The sequence below is a fragment of the Mesoflavibacter sp. CH_XMU1404-2 genome (genome assembly GCF_037029465.1).
Taxonomy (GTDB): domain Bacteria; phylum Bacteroidota; class Bacteroidia; order Flavobacteriales; family Flavobacteriaceae; genus Mesoflavibacter.
Window position 1 is genome coordinate 81,791 of the sequence record NZ_JAYMEM010000030.1, and the last position, 17,351, is coordinate 99,141.

Sequence of the window (17,351 nt, forward strand, 5' to 3'; positions counted from 1 at the left end):
AAACAATGAAGAAAGTAATTTTAAGTATAGCTGTAATCGTAGCTATGGGTTTAACAAGTTGTAAAGAAGAAGCTAAAAAAGTAGAAGAAACTGTTTCAACAGAAGTGTCAGAAGCATCAAAAGACATTGCAATGACAGAATTGTCTTTTGGAGTAAGAGGAAACTGTGGTATGTGTAAAGACACTATCGAGAAAGCCGCAAATGGAGTAGAAGGTGTAGCAACTGCAAATTGGGATACAGACAAAAAGAAAATAGATGTATCTTTTGATAGCTCTAAAACAGATGAAATGGCAATTCACAATGCAATCGCAGCATCAGGTTACGACACAGAAAAAGTAGCTGGAGATGAAGAAGTTTACAAAAACCTACCAGGATGTTGCCATTATGATCACGACATGGCAATGAATCAATCAGGAGATGGTGAAAGTGAAGATCATTCTAATCACAATCATTAAAATTATCAACTTTTTTGTCACCTAAAAAAATAAAACCCTGTAAAATCAATATTTTACAGGGTTTTTTGTGGAGTCGGAGAGAATCGAACTCTCGTCCAAACAAGTAACCAAATAGCTTTCTACACGTTTAGTCTTTTCTTATTTTTTCGTCAGCAACCTGGTTAAAGACAACCTAGTTACTACTTATCTTTTTTAAGTTTCGAATTGGCATCAAAGCGCTACCAAATCTATTTTGACTTTTACGATGCCTCAAAAAGGAACGCCGTCAATCAAGGCTTTCCAGAGACATTTAGCTTGCTTACCTTGTAAGCCTAGGCGTAATCTTACTATAATTCAGATTAGGCAGCTAAAGCGTAGTTATTCTCGCCGTTTAAAAAGTTGACCTAGCGTTTTACGTGTCTCATAGTCGTTACACGACGTGCTTACCATTTAATTAATCTCGCTGTCAAAACCAGTCGACCCCAATTTTATGGCGTTACCCACTTTTGCTTTTAAAGGCAAAAGTGCGTCAGGCTTTCGGTAGTCGCAATCAGAGATGTGCTCCAACAATACCTCAATCCTTAACGCGGTCCTAAACCAAAGGTTATTGTATTACCCTATTTTAAGTAAAGGACTGCGAATTTACTAAAAATAATACATCAAAAAATATACCAACGCATATTTATAATAAACTTAAGAAAAAATGTCAGATTTGCTATAAAAATTTCATTTGCTAAAGCTTAATAATAAAGGTATTTTAGCAGGATTAAAACTTACTAAATGAAATTCGCAATAATTAAAGAACGCAAAAATCCACCAGATAGACGCGTTGTATTTTCACCAAAAGATTTAAAAACATTAAAAGATAATTTTCCAGAAGCAGAAGTGTTTGTAGAGGCTTCAGATATTAGGATATTTCCAGATAAAGCCTATTCAGATTTAGGATTTAAAGTAACAGAAGACGTATCAGAAGCAGACGTAATGTTAGGTGTAAAAGAAGTGCCTATTGAAGCTTTAATTCCTAATAAAAAATATTTTTTCTTTAGTCATACTATAAAAAAACAACCTTACAACCGTAAGTTGTTAAAAGCCATTTTAGAAAAAAATATCGAGTTATACGATCACGAAACTATCGTTAAAGAAAGCGGAGCAAGACTAATAGGTTTTGGTCGCTACGCAGGATTAGTTGGTGCTTATAATGGGTTTAGAGCTTTAGGATTACGTGACGGTTTGTTTGAATTACCAAAAGTAGAACACTTAAAAGATTTAGACGAGGTAAAAGCAGAGCTTGATAAAATAAAATTACCAAATATTAAGATTGTACTTTCCGGAACAGGTAAAGTAGCAAAAGGCGCTAAAGAAATTTTAGACCATTTAAAAATCAAAGAAGTAAGCGATGCGTTATACTTAACTACAGATTTTACAGAGCCAGTTTATTGCATGATTGATGTTATGGAATACAACAAACGTAAAGATGGTAAAGTAGGTAGTAGACCAGAATTTTATAAAGACCCAAGCGGTTACGAAAGCAATTTTATGCCTTACGCTAAGGTTACCGATTTTTTTATCGCAGGTCATTTTTACGGTGATGGCGCTCCGTATTTATTTACAAGAGAAGATGCTAAACATCCAGATTTTAAAATTAATTTGGTGGCAGATGTTTCTTGTGATATTGACGGACCAGTTGCTAGTACAATAAGACCGTCTACTATAGCAGATCCATTTTATGGTTACGATCCAATGACAGAAAAAGAAGTACCATACAATGCAAAAGGCGCAATTACCGTTATGGCTGTAGATAATTTACCATGCGAATTACCAAAAGACGCAAGTGAAGGTTTTGGAGATATGTTTTTAAAATCGGTGATACCTGCATTTTTTAATGGCGATAAAAATGGTGTTTTAAAACGTGCAAAAATGACAGAAAACGGAAAGTTAACCAAACGTTATACTTATCTACAAGATTATGTAGATGGAAAAGAATAAGTTTTAAGTAGGTGTTTGTTAAACTAATTTGTTATAATTATATAATAACACGCAACCATATAGATACTTTGTTATCTATTAAACATAATCAATAATTAAAGAATATGAAATTTTCAAAACTGCTTTATGCATGTGCATTCCTTTTTATAGTTTTTTCTTGTGAAAAGGACAATAACATTCCTATTAACCAACAACAAGAAGATGGATTGTCTGATAATCCATTCTTTGCTAATTTTGGCTCGCAAATTTCAGCAGATTTTATTGGTCGTGTTGTTGATGAAAATGACGAGCCAATTATAGGAGCAAACATCACTTTAGGTAGCGGATTTGCTATAACCGATGTTAATGGTGTTTTTACAGTAAACGATGCTTCAGTTTATGAGAAGTTTGCATACATCAAAGCTTCTAAACAAGGTTATATTTCTGGATCTAGAGCATTAGTGCCAACCGATGGTGTTAACCAAGTAAAAATAATGTTATTGGATGCAACACCAAATGCAACCATAGTTTCTAGTCAGGCTATTACTGTAGATTTACCAAATGGTACTAAAGTAGATTTTGATGGTGGTTTTGAGACTTCAACGGGTGTTACTTATCAAGGTAATGTAGATGTGGTGTTAAGACATTTAAATCCAGATGAAGAAGATATGAACCTGCAAATGCCAGGTATGTTAATAGCTAAAGATGCTGCTGACGATTTAAGAACGCTAGAAACTTACGGTATGATTGCTGTAGAACTAATTGGTGAAAATGGAGAAGATTTAAACATCACTTCTGGTACAACAGCAACTATAACTATTCCTGTACCAACCAATACAACAAATCCACCAGCAACAATTCCACTATGGTATTTTGATGAGCAAAACGGATATTGGGTAGAAGAAGGTGAGGCTACATTAATAGGTAATGAATATGTTGGAGAAGTATCGCATTTTAGTTTTTGGAATTGTGATGCACCTTTTGATGTTGTACAAACATGCATTACGTTACAAGACAGTAACGGAAATCCTTTACCAAGTTTATATACACAATTAACTTTACAAACAACTACATGGAATTCAACTTCAGGAGGATATACAAATGCTAACGGAGAAGTTTGTGGTTTAATTGCTGCTAATGAAGCGTTGACTTTAACGATTCCTAATTATGGTTGTGATGTGTTTACAACGACAGTTGGACCATTTTCTGCTGATGATACAATTACGGTTACAGTAACAAATTCAACAGAACAAATAACTACACTTACAGGAATGTTTAATGATTGTGATGGTAACCCAATTACTAACGGTTACATGCAAATAGTAAACGGTAGCAATGCGCAAATTATACCAATTACAGATGGTATGGTAAATGAGAGTATTAGTTATTGTGCTGCAGATAGCTCATATATAATTAATGTGATAGATGCTTCTGGAGGACAAGAAACCGACACGTTTACAGGAAATTTTACAGCTATAACAGATTTAGGAACAGCTTCAACTTGTATCACTTTAGGCGATTTTGATAATGATGGTGTTTATGACATAGATGAGGACATTAATGGAAACGGAAATTTATTAGATGATGATACCGACCAAGATGGTATACCAAACTATCAAGACGAAGATGATGATGGTGATGGTATAAACACTGCAGATGAAGTTTACGGTAGTAATACCAATCCTATGGATCAAGATAGCGATGGCGATGGTATACCTGATTATCTAGATCCTCAAGACGTTGCGGTTTATGGAGCAGAATGGTACTCTGAAGGCTGTGATGGTTTGACTTATGATTTAGAACAGTTTAATGATAATTACATTAATTCTGATATTACATTTTACGTAACTCAAGCAGATGCAGATAATGCAACAAATCCAGTAGCTAGTCCATATGATAATATAGATGATTTACAAATGTTGTTTGTAAGAGTGGAAAATATCATTTCAGGTCAAGTTACTACCAACGGAGTGTTCTATTTATTAGGTGCGAATGTTACTGTAGATACAGACCAAGATGGTTTATTTGATTGTGAAGAATTAACAGGTATAGATAATGGGTTATCTTCAGCTAACCCAAACGGAAACATCACAGACCCTAATAACCCAGATACCGATGGAGATGGTGTTGATGATGGTCAAGAAGCCTTAAATGGAACAGATCCAAACGATCCAGATGATAATTAAAATAAAAAAGCTTCCTAATCAGGAAGCTTTTTTATTATTATTACTTTTAAAAGCATAATAAAACACTGCTAAAAACAAAGCGAAAAGAGCAGTAAATAACCAAGCGTTATAATGTGTTTTAGGATTAAAAATTATACTTGTAATACTTTCAAAAATGGATAAGGGTTGACTTAAAACTTCCCAAGAGTTAAACCTTAAATATCTACCTAAATACACACCAAAAGCAACTAAAACAATAAGTATAGGTGTTATGTAGGTTGAGGTTGTTTTGCCAAATTTCTTCTTAAAAATAATTTCCATAGTCAATAGCGATTGATAGAAAAAATACATACCTGTAACAGCAAATGCACTTATGGTTAATACATCTAGCCAAATACGATTTGGATGACTGTATTGCAAATGAAACAAGTCGGTAATAATATATGGTGCATTGGGTAAAAACAATAGCCAAACTATGCTAATCGTGATAAGGATAACACTATTTATTTTTTGTTGAAATGATAAATAAGTACTTATGAAAAAAGGGATAAAGGCTAAAAATAAATTCCACACTAAGAATAAATAGTAATAAGAATGCGTTAATTTCATTCTAATCATTAATATAAATAGGCTAAAAACTGATAAGCCTATAAACGTTGAAAAGATTTTACTTTGGGTAAAAAGTAGTTGTTTTATGTTATTCATTGTTTAAAAGTTTTAAATCGATAAAATAAATGGTGAGAACTCCTAAAGTGTAAGCTACTAAATCCTGAACGCTAAAGCTGGTTCCAAAGACAATTCTTAAAAGTTTAATTTGATTAAGATTTAAATAATTTAGAAACTGAAAATATTGCGCAAACTCAATACAAAAAGCAATTATTAGTGTTGTAATTGCAACTTTTACAGAAGACATTTTACTAAATATTTTTATAAATAAAAACACCAAAATAGTCGCTAAAAAGTCACCAAATGTATGTCTGATAAAACCGCTTTTTAAGAATAGAGCGATACCAATTTCAGTAATTAGAATACAGATGAAAATGATGAGATAGGTTTTGTTTGCTTTCATGAGATTTCAATTGTTGGACCTAAAAACTTTGGTTGCTTGTTAATTATCACATCTATAACTGCTTTAGTTCTGGCTAAATATTCTCTCAATTTAGTACGTAATCCAAATCGTCCATTTAAGTCTTTAGCATTAAAGCCTATAGCATCTATGTTATTATTTTCTGCTAAATAAATGGCGCGCTCATTATGAAATTTTTGAGATATAATAGTCATAGATTCTAAGCCAAAAATTTTCTTTGCTCGTACAATAGAATCTAAAGTTCTAAATCCAGCATAATCCAAATAAATATCAGTTTCTGGTACACCAAGTTGTATTAAGTCTGACTTAAAAGTAGAAGGTTCGTCGTAATCTTTTCTGCTGTTGTCTCCGCTAATTAAAATTTTATCAATTTTATTGTTTTTCCAAAGTAAAAATGCGGCTTCTAATCTGTATTTATAATATAAATTTACATAACCATTAGAAGTTGTTTTTCCTGCACCTAAAATTAAACCAACCTTGTTTTTTGGTACATTTTCAATGTTATCGAAGGTTTTGTGTTCTGCTTTGTAGCTTATTAAGAAATTACATAGTAAAACTGCTAATAAAAGAATTAATCCAAGTTTAAAAAGTTGTTTTAAGCGTTTCATTTTTTAGTTGTTTTTTATTGAAAATAGATGTTTTTAAAGTTTCAAAATCTGTATTTAGTAAGCCTTTAAAATCTAAATCATAAAACCGATTTAAATTTTTTCCTAAGTGATAAGATTTTAAATAATAACGGTAATAATCAGGTAGGATTATCGAACCTAAAATAACGACTCCAAAAAGGTATAGGCTTCTTTTACCATTACCAAAACATAGATATTGTAACGCAATTTCATCTTCTTCATTACTTGTGTACCCAGTAATTACATGATAAGCATCGTGCCTTTCTGCTTTAGGAATTAAATCAAAACCATTTTGGTCTAAAAACAAGCCAAGTTTGTATCCAAAACTATATTTAGCATATAGTAAAAGTTCTTTTTTGGTTAAATTCCAAGGTGTGTTTTTCTTGAAATACTTGATGTAAATACCTTGTGTGATTTCAAAAAGAAAGGCAACTATTTTTTTCCTGTATCTTCTCATTTATTTGTTTTTAAAGTACTTTGAATTTCAAAGTAAATTGATAAAAATTTTTGATTTATGTGTTTTTAATTAATTTTTCTAAAGCTTCAATGTGTTTTTTGAATTCAGCTTGTCCTAGTTTAGTAGCGCTGTATCGTGTGTTTGGTTTGCGTTCTATAAACTGTTTTTCAATTTTAATATACTCAGCTTTTTCTAATGCTTTGGTGTGACTAGCAAGATTACCATCTGTAGCGTCTAAAAGTTCTTTTAGCGTATTAAAATCGGCATACTCGTTAACCATTAATACAGACATAATGCCAAGTCTAATACGGTGATCAAATAGTTTATTTATGTTATTAATTATACTCATTTAACTTCCAGCAAAAGGCGAATTAAAAATACCTACAGCTAATTCTGCCCAAATTAAAAACAACAAAAATACTATAATAGCAACGATTATATATTTCTTTTTAAAAGCTTTCATTTTAGCGATCATATTTAAAGTGCATTATTGAGCCATAAATAATATGCATAAATCCAAAACCAATCACCCAAAACCAAAACCCGTAGCTTGGCATTAAGGCACAAATTAAGCCTAAGATAATCTCGGTAAAGCCTAAATATCTAATATCACCAATACTATATTTTGAAGCATTTATTAATGCTAACCCGTAAAAAATAAGCATTAGAGCTGCGGTATGTCCGTAGCGTTTTTGATTTAAAATGATTAAAATATAAAGTCCACCAACGATTAATGGGATTAAAAAATTTACAACTAATCGCTTAGAGGAATTATCCCAAATTTTCTCGCCGTTTTTCTTTGCTTTTTTAGTAGTTAGAAAAATGCCAGTTCCTATGCTTAAAACGGCAACCATAATTAAAATAGCTGCACAAATTTTAAATACATTGCCATCCAAAATTAAATAACCTCTAACCGAATTTGCTACAATATAGTATGCAATCGCAGCACCAATAAGCGCATATATACCAGCTAAAATACCAGATAAACCGCTTAATGAAATAAAACGAGACGACTTATTCATTAAGTTTTTTATCTCGCTAATGTCTTTTAAATAATCTTTATCGCTCATTTTTAAAGTACTTTGAAAAACAAAGTAATGTTTTTATTTTGAATTTAACAAGTTAAAAGATTGCTAAATTTTTAAAAATTGAAATAGTTCTTCCATTTCATTTTTTTTATTAAATTTAAGTCTAACTAAAAAACAAAGATATGCTTGGGTTATTACTAATTATAGCAAACATTACTGGAGGAATTTTGCTTGGATTGTCTACATTGGATAAATGGGATGGAGAAAGTGATTTTTTTAATAAAATAGCCGGTGTTTTAGCACCTTTTCAAACTATAATTGGTGGCGCATTAGTTATAATACCTTTGTTAAGACTATTTGGTGGTCACTTTAGTTTGTATGGAATTGTAAGTATTCTTGGAGGTATTTTACTACTTACACATGTATTTGGTAAAGCGCCAGCATTTGAAAATTCATTAAGAAAATTATCAGACAAGTTAATGCCTTTTAAAGCGATTATCGGAATTGTTTTATTAGTGATTGGTATTTTAGCGATATTCTAAAATGAATCCTGCCGAACAATATATATTAAATCAGCCCGAACATTTTCGGGCTATTTTATTGCATTTACAAATTTTAGTAGAACACACTTTACCTGAAATAGAATTAAAATTTAAATATAAAATCCCATTTTACTACTTAAAAGGAAAGCCTTTTTGTTATTTCAATGCCAGTCATAAAAAGCAATTTGTAGATGTTGGTTTTGTAAAAGGACCACAAATTAAAATACACCAAGAACATCAAATTACCGAAAATCGTAAAAAAATGATGTCACTTAGATATACGTCTTTAGATGCTATAAATGATAACATTTTTATAGATGTGTTGAAAGCAGCTAGTGAATTGTATTGAAAAACAAATAGCTCTATCATCAAAGGTAATATTCATTATCATCACTTCGAGTGATTTTACGAAGAGTAGCTAAGTAAAATTGTATCGAGAAGTATAAACTTAAAGTTCTCGATACATTTTTTATTCCATTTAAAATTGCATAAAAAACACTCGAACTGACGTAGTTTTATAAACAACTATATTAGAAATATAATTAGTGATAATTTGTGTAATTGGTGTCACTAATTAAAAACTCTGCACCAACTTTCTAATCGCCACTAAATTAGTTAGTAAACCTTCTAAATTATCTAAGTGTAGCATGTTTGCACCGTCGCTTTTTGCGTTAGCTGGATCAAAATGTGTTTCGATAAATAAACCATCTACATTATTTACAACGCCAGCACGCGCAATAGTTTCGATCATATCTGGTCGTCCGCCTGTAACACCAGCACTTTGGTTAGGTTGTTGTAAAGAATGTGTAACGTCTAAAACTACAGGCGCATAGTGTTTCATTGTAGGAATACCTCTAAAATCTACAATCATATCTTGGTAACCAAACATAGTACCACGATCGGTAATCCAAGCTTTGTCACTTCCTGCATCCTTTACTTTTTGTACAGCGTGTTTCATCGCTTCAGGACTCATAAATTGTCCTTTTTTAAGGTTGACTACTTTTCCTGTTTTTGCAGCAGCAACAACCAAATCGGTTTGACGTACTAAAAACGCTGGTATTTGTAATACATCTACGTATTGTGCTGCTTTTGCAGCATCGCTAACTTCATGTATATCTGTAATGGTAGGTATATCAAATTTTTCAGACACTTTAGCAAGAATTTCTAATGCGTTTTCATCACCAATACCTGTAAAACTATCAATACGACTACGATTTGCTTTTTTAAAACTACCTTTAAATACGTAAGGTATATTTAGTTTATCGGTAATGCTAACTACTTTTTCGGCAATGCGGTAAGCCATGTCTTCGCCTTCAATTGCGCATGGACCGCAAAGTAAAAAGAAGTTATTACTGTCTGTATGTTTGATTTTAGGTATATCTTGAAGTGTCATTATTATAGTTTTAGATGCTACAAAGATACTATTAATGACTGAAATAAATAGGCTTTTATTTTTAGTTGAAATAAATAATCTTGGCAAACACTTGCATTAGCGATTGAAGAATTGTTGGAGCACATCTTTGATTGCGACTTCTGAAAGCGCGACCCTTTGTAACTTATTAATAATCTTTGTTTTAGTCTAAAAATAGGCGTTGTTACAAAGGGTAATGCCCAATTGAAAAATAAAGTGTTGAATATATATAATTTATACCTACCTTTGCACGCTTAAAATAAGGCACTATTTATGGCTAAGATTAAAAACATTGCAATTATTGCGCACGTAGACCACGGTAAAACAACGCTGGTTGATAAAATTATGTATCACTGTCAGTTATTTAGAGAAAACGAAAATACTGGTGATTTAATTTTGGATAATAACGATTTAGAGCGTGAACGTGGAATTACGATTACTTCTAAAAACGTATCGGTTACTTATAAAGACACTAAAATTAATATTATTGATACACCAGGTCACGCCGATTTTGGTGGAGAAGTAGAACGTGTTTTAAACATGGCAGATGGTGTACTTTTATTAGTTGATGCTTTTGAAGGACCAATGCCACAAACGCGTTTTGTACTTCAAAAAGCTATTGATTTAGGGTTAAAACCTTGCGTAGTTGTAAACAAAGTAGACAAAGAAAACTGTACGCCGGATGAGGTACACGAAAAAGTGTTTGACTTAATGTTTGAACTTGGTGCAGAAGAGTGGCAATTAGACTTCCCAACAGTTTATGGTTCTGCAAAGAACAACTGGATGAGTGAAGATTGGAAGCAACAAACAGAAAACATCGAACCATTATTAGATATGGTTATCGAGCATATTCCTGAACCAAAAATTGAAGAAGGAACTACACAAATGTTAATCACGTCTTTAGACTACTCTAGTTTTACAGGTCGTATTGCTATTGGACGTTTAACACGTGGCGACTTAAAAGTTAACCAACAAATTACGTTAGTAAAACGTGATGGTTCTAAGGTGAAAAGTAGAATTAAAGAATTACACATCTTTGAAGGTTTAGGTCGTATAAAAGTAGATCAAGTACAAACTGGAGACATCTGTGCTATTGTTGGTCTTGATGGTTTTGAAATTGGTGATACTGTTGCCGATTTTGAAAATCCTGAAGGATTAAAAACAATTGCAATTGACGAGCCAACAATGAGTATGTTATTTACTATTAACGATTCGCCTTTCTTTGGAAAAGACGGAAAGTTTGTAACGTCAAGACATATTAAAGATCGTTTAACAAAAGAGTTAGAAAAAAACTTAGCCTTACGTGTACAAGAGACTGATAGTGCCGATAAATTTATGGTATTTGGTCGTGGTGTATTACACTTATCGGTTTTAATCGAAACGATGCGTCGTGAAGGTTATGAGTTACAAATTGGTCAGCCACAAGTAATCATTAAAGAAATTGATGGTGTAAAATGTGAGCCAGTAGAAGAAATGACTATCGATTTACCAGAAACAGTATCTGGTAAAGCAGTAGAGCTTGTAACAATGCGTAAAGGTGAAATGATGAGTATGGAAGCAAAAGGAGACCGTATGGTTTGCGAGTTTATCATTCCGTCAAGAGGTATTATTGGTTTACGTAACCAATTATTAACAGCGACTGCAGGAGAAGCAATTATGGCGCACCGTTTTAAAGAATATCAGCCAGTAAAAGGTGGTATTCCTGAAAGACAAAATGGATCATTAGTATCTATGGAAAACGGTCAAGCTATTCCTTATTCTATTGATAAATTACAAGATAGAGGTAAGTTTTTTGTGGATCCAGGAGAAGATATTTACGAAGGTCAAGTTATCGGAGAAAACTCGCGTCAAGATGATATGACTGTAAACGTTACAAAAACTAAAAAGTTAAGTAACGTACGTAGTGCAGGAGCAGACGATAAAGCTAAAATTGTACCTGCAATTAAGTTTTCTTTAGAAGAAGCTTTAGAATACATACAAAAAGATGAGTATGTAGAGGTAACACCAAATCACTTACGATTACGTAAAATTTTACTAAAAGAAGTAGAGCGTAAACGTAATAAAGCTTTGTAAAAAGTGACCGATAATACGATACCAAATCCATTGCTTAGGCGCATTGTACATTCTAAATATATAGATGTACTTGGAGTAATTTTGGTAGTTAGTATTACACTGTATAGAAATTTTCATGAAACTATATATTATGAAGGAGGTATCCGTTTTGGGATACCTTTTTCTAGTTTATGGAGTTATATAGAAAAAGGTGCTTTCCCGATAGGAATTTTATCAATTATTGGTGCGGCATTTTCGTTATTAGCAACACGTTTTTTAGTAAGACAAAGTAATTGGGGAAATGTAATTTGGATTTTTACAACCATAAATTCTGGAGTTATTGATTATTTGTTTGGCAATCATTCTGCAATAATCACATATCCAATAACTTTTGGAATAGCCCTATTATCTACAAAAAAATGGTTTGAAGGCGAACGTATTAAAAATGCAGATGCTAGATATTGGTTGCTTTTTGTTTTAGCGTTTGTGGTATCTTATTCGTTAGTGTTTTTAGGTTTTTATTGGTTTGGAACCTCAATTACAAATCCTATTTTTAAACATACCATTGCCATAATTTTTGGTATTAGTATTGTAGGTAATGTTGGTATTGTTTTTAAATATAAACAGTCCTTTTTAGTATGGACTTTTTATAATTTTGCTCAAATAGTAAAGAATTTTATTCAAGGTAATTTAGCTAATGTCGTTAAGTATGTTTTTTACTTAAGTAATGCTATCTTAACTTATTTTGATTGGCACCTTAATGGTGATGTTCAAAAAATTAAAGAAAAATAAATGGAATTATTCGGTATTACTTTAACAGAATACATAGGCTATTTCGCCTCTTTTTTTGTCTTACTTTCATTTACAATGAAAAACGTAAAAAGACTAAGAATTGTTAACATGATTGGTTGTACATTTTTTATAATTTATGGGTTTATGTTACCAACTGTTAGAGTTGGTTTGCCTATAATTATAGCAAACGCAGCAATTTTTTGTGTTAACTTTTATTATGCGTTTTTCAAGAAAATTTAGTACTTTCAAAGCTGTAAAAACAGCAACACTATTTATTCTATACATAAATATTCAGCGTCAAATCTTAAGCTTTGGAATGACTTTATAAGTCAATCCAAAAACGGTACTTTTCTATTCAATCGTAGCTTTATGGACTACCATAAAGACCGATTTGAAGACTATTCTTTAATGGTTTTTAAAGATGAAAAGTTAGTCGCAGTTTTGCCAGCAAATAGAGTAGAAGATAAGCTCTTTTCTCATCAAGGTCTGACTTACGGAGGATTAGTAATTTCTAAAAAACTTAAACTCCATCATTTTATTGATGTGTTTAAAACGATACTAAAGTTTTTAGATAGCAACCATTTTACGACACTTAACTTAAAATTAATACCTTCAATTTATACATCATTACCAAGTGATGAACTTGATTATTTACTGTTCTTAACCAAATCTAAATTATATAGAAAAGACACACTTTCTGTAGTTGTTTTAGATGAACAAATAAAATTTTCTAAAGACCGATTAGTAGGTTACAAAAAAGGAGTTAAGCATGGTCTAGAAGTTAGAGAAGTAGATGGTTTTGAGGAGTTTTGGAATGCTATTTTAATCCCGAATTTAAAAAGTAAACACGATGTAAACCCTGTACATAGTTTAGAAGAAATTACTTTGTTGAAACAACAATTTCCTAAAAAAATTAGACAGTTTAATGTGTATAGTGATAATAAAATAGTTGCCGGAACGACTATTTTTGAAACTAAATATGTAGCACATTCTCAATATATTTCTGGGAATGATGAAAAAAACCAATCAGGAAGTTTAGATTTTTTACATCATTATTTAATAAAAGAAGTTTTTAAGTTGAAACGCTATTTTGATTTTGGAATTTCAAATGAAAACAAAGGACTTCAATTAAATTCTGGTCTTTTGTATTGGAAAGAAGGTTATGGCGCAAGAACGATAACGCAAGATTTTTATGAGGTTTCTACAGAAAATTTCAAACTTTTAGAAGACGTTTTGATATGATAAAGTTTTTAGACTTACATAAAATCAATGCGCGTTTTGAAACCGAATTTAAAACAAAATTTGATGCATTTTTAAAAAGTGGTTGGTATATTCTTGGCGATTGCGTTAAACAATTTGAATCTGAATTTTCAGCATTTTGTGGTACAAAATATTGCATCGGTACAAGTAACGGTTTAGATGCTTTAGAGTTAATTTTTAAAGGCTATTTAGAGTTAGGTGTTTTACAACCAAAAGATGAAGTGATTGTTCCTGCAAACACTTACATAGCAAGCATTATTTCAATAATAAATACAGGCTTAACACCAGTTTTAGTAGAACCAGATCCAAAGACTTTTAATATTGATGTTGAAGAAATAGAAAAACATATTTCAGCAAAAACAAAAGCTATTTTAGCGGTTCATTTATATGGTCAATTATGTGATATGAACAGTATAAATAAATTAGCTAAACATAAAAATTTGTTAGTTATTGAAGATGCTGCGCAAGCACACGGAGCAACAAATAACACAAAAAAAGCAGGTAATTTATCTCATGCAGCTGCTTTTAGCTTTTACCCTGCTAAAAATTTAGGTGCGTTAGGTGATGCTGGTGCCATAACAACAAATAATGAAGCGTTGTCTGAAGTGATTTTCAAGCTAAGAAATTACGGATCTTCAACTAAATATGTTAACGACTTTATAGGAAGTAATAATCGTTTGGACGAAATTCAGGCTTTGTTTCTTTCAATTAAATTAAAGCATTTGGATGCCGATAATTTGAGACGTCAAGAGATTGCAAAGCGTTACTTGTCTGAAGTAAAAAATCCTAAAATAAAATTGCCATTTTATGATGGTTCTTCAAATCATGTGTTTCATTTATTTGTGGTTTTAGTGGATAATCGTCAGGAGTTTATCAATTATTTAAAGGCTAATAAAATAGAGTCTTCGATACATTATCCTACAGCTCCTCACCAACAAAAGGCGCTTCATCGATTTAATAGTCTAAAATTTCCTCTAACAGAAAAAATTCACGAAACTTGTGTTAGTCTACCTATTAGTCCTGTGATGACTCAAGGAGAAGTAGATCAAGTTGTTACAACCATTAATAATTACTAATTGAAAAAAGTTTTAAACTATATTAATAATAATGTTTTATTAAAAGTAGCTTCACTTAATTCAGTTTCGGTGATTGTTAAAATCATAGCAGGTTTTTTAACCTCAAAATTCATGGCTATTTTTATTGGTGCTGAAGGTATGGCGCTGGTAGGTAACCTTCGTAATTTTGTAGGGTCTGTACAATCAATTTCTATTTTAGGACTTTATAAAGGTGTTGTTAAATATATTGCACAGCATAAACGGGATAGAACACAGCTTTCTAGAGTTCTTTCTACAGTTTTTTATTTAGGGTTTATTTCAACCTTTGTTTTAAGTTTTTTGATTTATTACAATGCAGAATATGTAAATGATACCGTATTTAAAGCTTATAATAATTACACTTACATTATTAAAATTTTAGCCTTAGCCTTGCCATTTTATGCTTTAAATATGTTGGCTTTTGCTATAATGAATGGTTTTTCTAAATACAAATACTTGATTGTATTTAATATTTTTGGACAGATTTTAGGAGCTGTAATTACAATACTTTTAATATGGAAAGACAGAATTGATGGAGCCTTAATAGCAGTTGCTATAGCAGAGTCTATTATCTTTTTAATTACGCTTGTAGGAATAATTAATAGACAAAACCTAACACCTTTAATAAAAGCAAGTAAGTTTAGTGTCAAGCTAGCCAAAAAGCTAAGCACATATTCTGGAATGGCTATATTTTCAGCAATTATACTACCAATAATCACTCTATTTATTAGAAACTATATAATTGATAATGTTGGTATTGAAGATGCTGGTTATTGGGAAGCAATGAACCGTATCTCTAAATATTATTTAATGTTTGTAAGTACGTTATTATCATTGTATATTTTACCTCGTTTTTCAGAAATTGATAATATTAAAGACTTTAGAAAAGAGGTGTTTAATTTTTATAAAACTATAATTCCAATTTTTGGAATAGGTTTAATATTAATTTATTTTCTAAGACATTTTATAGTTTTAATTGTATTAACTGACGAGTTTCAACCTGTGGAAGATCTTTTCTTTTGGCAACTTTTAGGAGATTTTGTAAAAGTACTGTCTATTGTTATTGCTTATCAGTTTTTAGCAAAGCGAATGTTTTGGCATTATATTATTACTGAAGCCTTCTCAGTTGTAACGCTATATTTTACCAGTCAATATTTAATAGATGAGTTTGGTGTTGTTGGAGCTAATATGGCTCACTTTGCTACATATTTTTTATACTACGGAATTATACTTATGATTTTTTATTCTTCGTTATTTGGTATCATCCCTGAAAAGAAAGAAGAAGATTAATTAATTGCTCTGCCAAGTTGCTAAATATTTTTTAGCGACTTCTTTGTAGTGATGATGTGCTTCAATAAACTGTCTTGCGTTTTTTGAAATGTTTTGAATTTGATCTGGGTTATTTATCAGCCATTCTAGTTTTTCAACTAAATAATTAACATCAGGTAAAGCGTTTATAGCGACAGTATCTTCTTCTAAATTATAATGGTCTAGCCATTCTTGATCTGCGCCAGTAAACACAACTTTACCTTTAGCCATAGCTTCTAAAGCATTAAAACCTTGGTCATAAGCATAAACTTGGTCTAATAATATATGTGCGTTGTTGTAAATGTTTATGTATTCTTTATAGGGTAGATTAGTGGTTTCAATAATATTTATTTTGTCTCCATATTTTTTCTTAATAATAGATAAAGCTTCAGTAAAGAATTTACTTCCTTTTTTTATAGAAGAATGACTGTTAATCCCATGAAAAATATTGATTTTTCCATCTGTTTTTAAAGGGATATACTCAAGTTTATCAACATTAATTGGGTTTGGGATTAAGCCTAAAAACGAGTTTTTGTTTTTAAAAATGCGGCTATAATCAATATCAGAACAGATCACTCCATTAATGTGTTGATAAATGTAATTGTGTAGCTTTTTGTAAGGTTTAGATATGTATTTTAAAGAAAAGCTATATCTAGATTTTAATTTAGGGTTTTCAATTAAAGGTGTTAAAGCAGAATGACCGTTATTACCTTTTAAGAAAAAACTAATGGTTGTGTAGTCTTCACCGCAAACCAATAAAAACATTTTTTTGTTTTTATTTACAATGAAATTTAAAAAATTAATAGAATCTTTAGGTGTTAAGTTTAAAGCGTCTTCATTAATAAGCTGTACAACATCGTAACCAATTAATTGATGTCTAATTTTTTTTAAATGATTTTTAAATTCAACTTTAATAAAATCTTTTTTAAAAACTCGTATTGATAGGTTGTTTATTTTTCTAAGAAGTTTGTTCTTATTTATTTTAGATTTTAATAAAATATCAGAAGGATATTGCTTCATGCCGTCTCCATAACTAATTAAAGTTACTTCATGTCCTAAATTTTGTAAACCTTCTTTTAAAGAATTATGAAGTCGGCTGTATTCTCCTATCAGTAATATCTTCATTTATA

The 17,351-nt window shown here is 31.1% G+C and carries 18 protein-coding genes and 1 other RNA gene; 10 read left to right on the forward strand and 9 right to left on the reverse strand.

Annotation, left to right across the window (positions count from 1 at the left end; all coding sequences use genetic code 11):
• Positions 1–5 precede the first annotated feature (5 nt).
• Complete coding sequence (locus tag WA327_RS14060) at positions 6–455, forward strand: heavy-metal-associated domain-containing protein (protein WP_336070775.1); 450 nt, start codon at positions 6–8, stop codon at positions 453–455.
• Positions 456–520: 65 nt separating this feature from the next.
• Here WA327_RS14060 and ssrA read toward each other — a convergent pair.
• Positions 521–918: a transfer-messenger RNA gene (ssrA, locus tag WA327_RS14065) on the reverse strand.
• A 296-nt stretch (positions 919–1,214) separates the two neighbouring features.
• Between ssrA and WA327_RS14070 the strand changes: the two genes are divergently transcribed.
• Both WA327_RS14070 and WA327_RS14075 read left to right on the forward strand, forming a co-directional pair.
• A complete protein-coding gene (locus tag WA327_RS14070; protein ID WP_336070777.1) occupies positions 1,215–2,420 on the forward strand; it encodes an NAD(P)-dependent oxidoreductase in 1,206 nt (401 codons plus the stop codon).
• Positions 2,421–2,524: 104 nt separating this feature from the next.
• Entirely contained in the window at positions 2,525–4,585 is a 2,061-nt protein-coding gene (locus WA327_RS14075; protein WP_336070779.1) for a hypothetical protein, read from the forward strand.
• Between the two features lie 18 nt (positions 4,586–4,603).
• Here the strand turns inward: WA327_RS14075 and WA327_RS14080 are convergent, their stop codons facing one another.
• The 6 genes from WA327_RS14080 to WA327_RS14105 form a co-directional block, all read right to left on the reverse strand.
• Positions 4,604–5,269: a DUF1361 domain-containing protein gene (locus WA327_RS14080; RefSeq protein ID WP_336070781.1), complete on the reverse strand. Its 666-nt coding sequence runs from the start codon at positions 5,267–5,269 to the stop codon at positions 4,604–4,606.
• On the reverse strand, positions 5,262–5,633 hold the full coding sequence (locus WA327_RS14085) for a DUF2809 domain-containing protein (protein WP_336070783.1): 372 nt from the start codon (positions 5,631–5,633) through the stop codon (positions 5,262–5,264). The genes WA327_RS14080 and WA327_RS14085 overlap by 8 nt, the downstream gene beginning before the upstream one ends.
• Entirely contained in the window at positions 5,630–6,259 is a 630-nt protein-coding gene (locus WA327_RS14090) for an ElyC/SanA/YdcF family protein (protein WP_336070785.1), read from the reverse strand. Before WA327_RS14090 ends, WA327_RS14085 begins: the two co-directional genes overlap by 4 nt.
• On the reverse strand, positions 6,234–6,734 hold the full coding sequence (locus WA327_RS14095; protein ID WP_336070786.1) for a hypothetical protein: 501 nt from the start codon (positions 6,732–6,734) through the stop codon (positions 6,234–6,236). Before WA327_RS14095 ends, WA327_RS14090 begins: the two co-directional genes overlap by 26 nt.
• A gap of 55 nt (positions 6,735–6,789) precedes the next feature.
• The gene (locus WA327_RS14100; protein WP_336070788.1) at positions 6,790–7,083 is read right to left on the reverse strand and encodes a transcriptional regulator; all 294 of its coding nucleotides are present in this window, start codon (positions 7,081–7,083) and stop codon (positions 6,790–6,792) included.
• Between the two features lie 115 nt (positions 7,084–7,198).
• The gene (locus tag WA327_RS14105; protein WP_336070791.1) at positions 7,199–7,804 is read right to left on the reverse strand and encodes a hypothetical protein; all 606 of its coding nucleotides are present in this window, start codon (positions 7,802–7,804) and stop codon (positions 7,199–7,201) included.
• A 140-nt stretch (positions 7,805–7,944) separates the two neighbouring features.
• On the opposite strand from WA327_RS14105, the gene WA327_RS14110 reads away from it, so the two are divergent.
• Entirely contained in the window at positions 7,945–8,304 is a 360-nt protein-coding gene (locus tag WA327_RS14110; protein WP_336070793.1) for a hypothetical protein, read from the forward strand.
• 1 nt (position 8,305) lies between these two features.
• Positions 8,306–8,653 (forward strand): DUF1801 domain-containing protein, encoded by a 348-nt coding sequence (locus tag WA327_RS14115; protein ID WP_336070795.1) that lies wholly within the window; start codon positions 8,306–8,308, stop codon positions 8,651–8,653.
• A 225-nt stretch (positions 8,654–8,878) separates the two neighbouring features.
• Here the strand turns inward: WA327_RS14115 and kdsA are convergent, their stop codons facing one another.
• Positions 8,879–9,697: a 3-deoxy-8-phosphooctulonate synthase gene (kdsA, locus tag WA327_RS14120; protein WP_336070796.1), complete on the reverse strand. Its 819-nt coding sequence runs from the start codon at positions 9,695–9,697 to the stop codon at positions 8,879–8,881.
• 291 nt (positions 9,698–9,988) lie between these two features.
• Between kdsA and typA the strand changes: the two genes are divergently transcribed.
• The 5 genes from typA to WA327_RS14145 all read left to right on the forward strand — a co-directional run bounded on the left by typA (position 9,989) and on the right by WA327_RS14145 (position 16,203).
• Positions 9,989–11,788 (forward strand): translational GTPase TypA, encoded by a 1,800-nt coding sequence (typA, locus tag WA327_RS14125; RefSeq protein ID WP_336070798.1) that lies wholly within the window; start codon positions 9,989–9,991, stop codon positions 11,786–11,788.
• Between the two features lie 3 nt (positions 11,789–11,791).
• Positions 11,792–12,559: a nicotinamide mononucleotide transporter family protein gene (locus tag WA327_RS14130; RefSeq protein ID WP_336070800.1), complete on the forward strand. Its 768-nt coding sequence runs from the start codon at positions 11,792–11,794 to the stop codon at positions 12,557–12,559.
• Between the two features lie 369 nt (positions 12,560–12,928).
• A complete protein-coding gene (locus tag WA327_RS14135; RefSeq protein ID WP_336070802.1) occupies positions 12,929–13,801 on the forward strand; it encodes a GNAT family N-acetyltransferase in 873 nt (290 codons plus the stop codon).
• Positions 13,798–14,895, forward strand: a complete 1,098-nt coding sequence (locus WA327_RS14140) for a DegT/DnrJ/EryC1/StrS family aminotransferase (protein ID WP_336070803.1) — start codon at positions 13,798–13,800, stop codon at positions 14,893–14,895. The genes WA327_RS14135 and WA327_RS14140 overlap by 4 nt, the downstream gene beginning before the upstream one ends.
• On the forward strand, positions 14,896–16,203 hold the full coding sequence (locus tag WA327_RS14145) for an O-antigen translocase (RefSeq protein ID WP_336070804.1): 1,308 nt from the start codon (positions 14,896–14,898) through the stop codon (positions 16,201–16,203).
• Here the strand turns inward: WA327_RS14145 and WA327_RS14150 are convergent, their stop codons facing one another.
• A complete protein-coding gene (locus tag WA327_RS14150) occupies positions 16,204–17,346 on the reverse strand; it encodes a glycosyltransferase (RefSeq protein ID WP_336070806.1) in 1,143 nt (380 codons plus the stop codon). It abuts the gene before it with no gap.
• Between the last annotated feature and the right edge of the window lie 5 nt (positions 17,347–17,351).

Bases quoted from the DNA above. Each gene is read 5' to 3' on its own strand.
- typA (WP_336070798.1), top strand. From the start codon at position 9,989: ATGGCTAAGATTAAAAACATTGCAATTATTGCGCACGTAGACCACGGT.
- WA327_RS14085 (WP_336070783.1), bottom strand. From the start codon at position 5,633: ATGAAAGCAAACAAAACCTATCTCATCATTTTCATCTGTATTCTAATT.
- WA327_RS14070 (WP_336070777.1), top strand. From the start codon at position 1,215: ATGAAATTCGCAATAATTAAAGAACGCAAAAATCCACCAGATAGACGC.
- WA327_RS14080 (WP_336070781.1), bottom strand. From the start codon at position 5,269: ATGAATAACATAAAACAACTACTTTTTACCCAAAGTAAAATCTTTTCA.
- WA327_RS14150 (WP_336070806.1), bottom strand. From the start codon at position 17,346: ATGAAGATATTACTGATAGGAGAATACAGCCGACTTCATAATTCTTTA.
- kdsA (WP_336070796.1), bottom strand. From the start codon at position 9,697: ATGACACTTCAAGATATACCTAAAATCAAACATACAGACAGTAATAAC.
- WA327_RS14140 (WP_336070803.1), top strand. From the start codon at position 13,798: ATGATAAAGTTTTTAGACTTACATAAAATCAATGCGCGTTTTGAAACC.
- WA327_RS14090 (WP_336070785.1), bottom strand. From the start codon at position 6,259: ATGAAACGCTTAAAACAACTTTTTAAACTTGGATTAATTCTTTTATTA.
- WA327_RS14135 (WP_336070802.1), top strand. From the start codon at position 12,929: ATGGACTACCATAAAGACCGATTTGAAGACTATTCTTTAATGGTTTTT.
- WA327_RS14060 (WP_336070775.1), top strand. From the start codon at position 6: ATGAAGAAAGTAATTTTAAGTATAGCTGTAATCGTAGCTATGGGTTTA.
- WA327_RS14105 (WP_336070791.1), bottom strand. From the start codon at position 7,804: ATGAGCGATAAAGATTATTTAAAAGACATTAGCGAGATAAAAAACTTA.
- WA327_RS14095 (WP_336070786.1), bottom strand. From the start codon at position 6,734: ATGAGAAGATACAGGAAAAAAATAGTTGCCTTTCTTTTTGAAATCACA.
- WA327_RS14075 (WP_336070779.1), top strand. From the start codon at position 2,525: ATGAAATTTTCAAAACTGCTTTATGCATGTGCATTCCTTTTTATAGTT.
- WA327_RS14110 (WP_336070793.1), top strand. From the start codon at position 7,945: ATGCTTGGGTTATTACTAATTATAGCAAACATTACTGGAGGAATTTTG.
- WA327_RS14115 (WP_336070795.1), top strand. From the start codon at position 8,306: ATGAATCCTGCCGAACAATATATATTAAATCAGCCCGAACATTTTCGG.
- WA327_RS14100 (WP_336070788.1), bottom strand. From the start codon at position 7,083: ATGAGTATAATTAATAACATAAATAAACTATTTGATCACCGTATTAGA.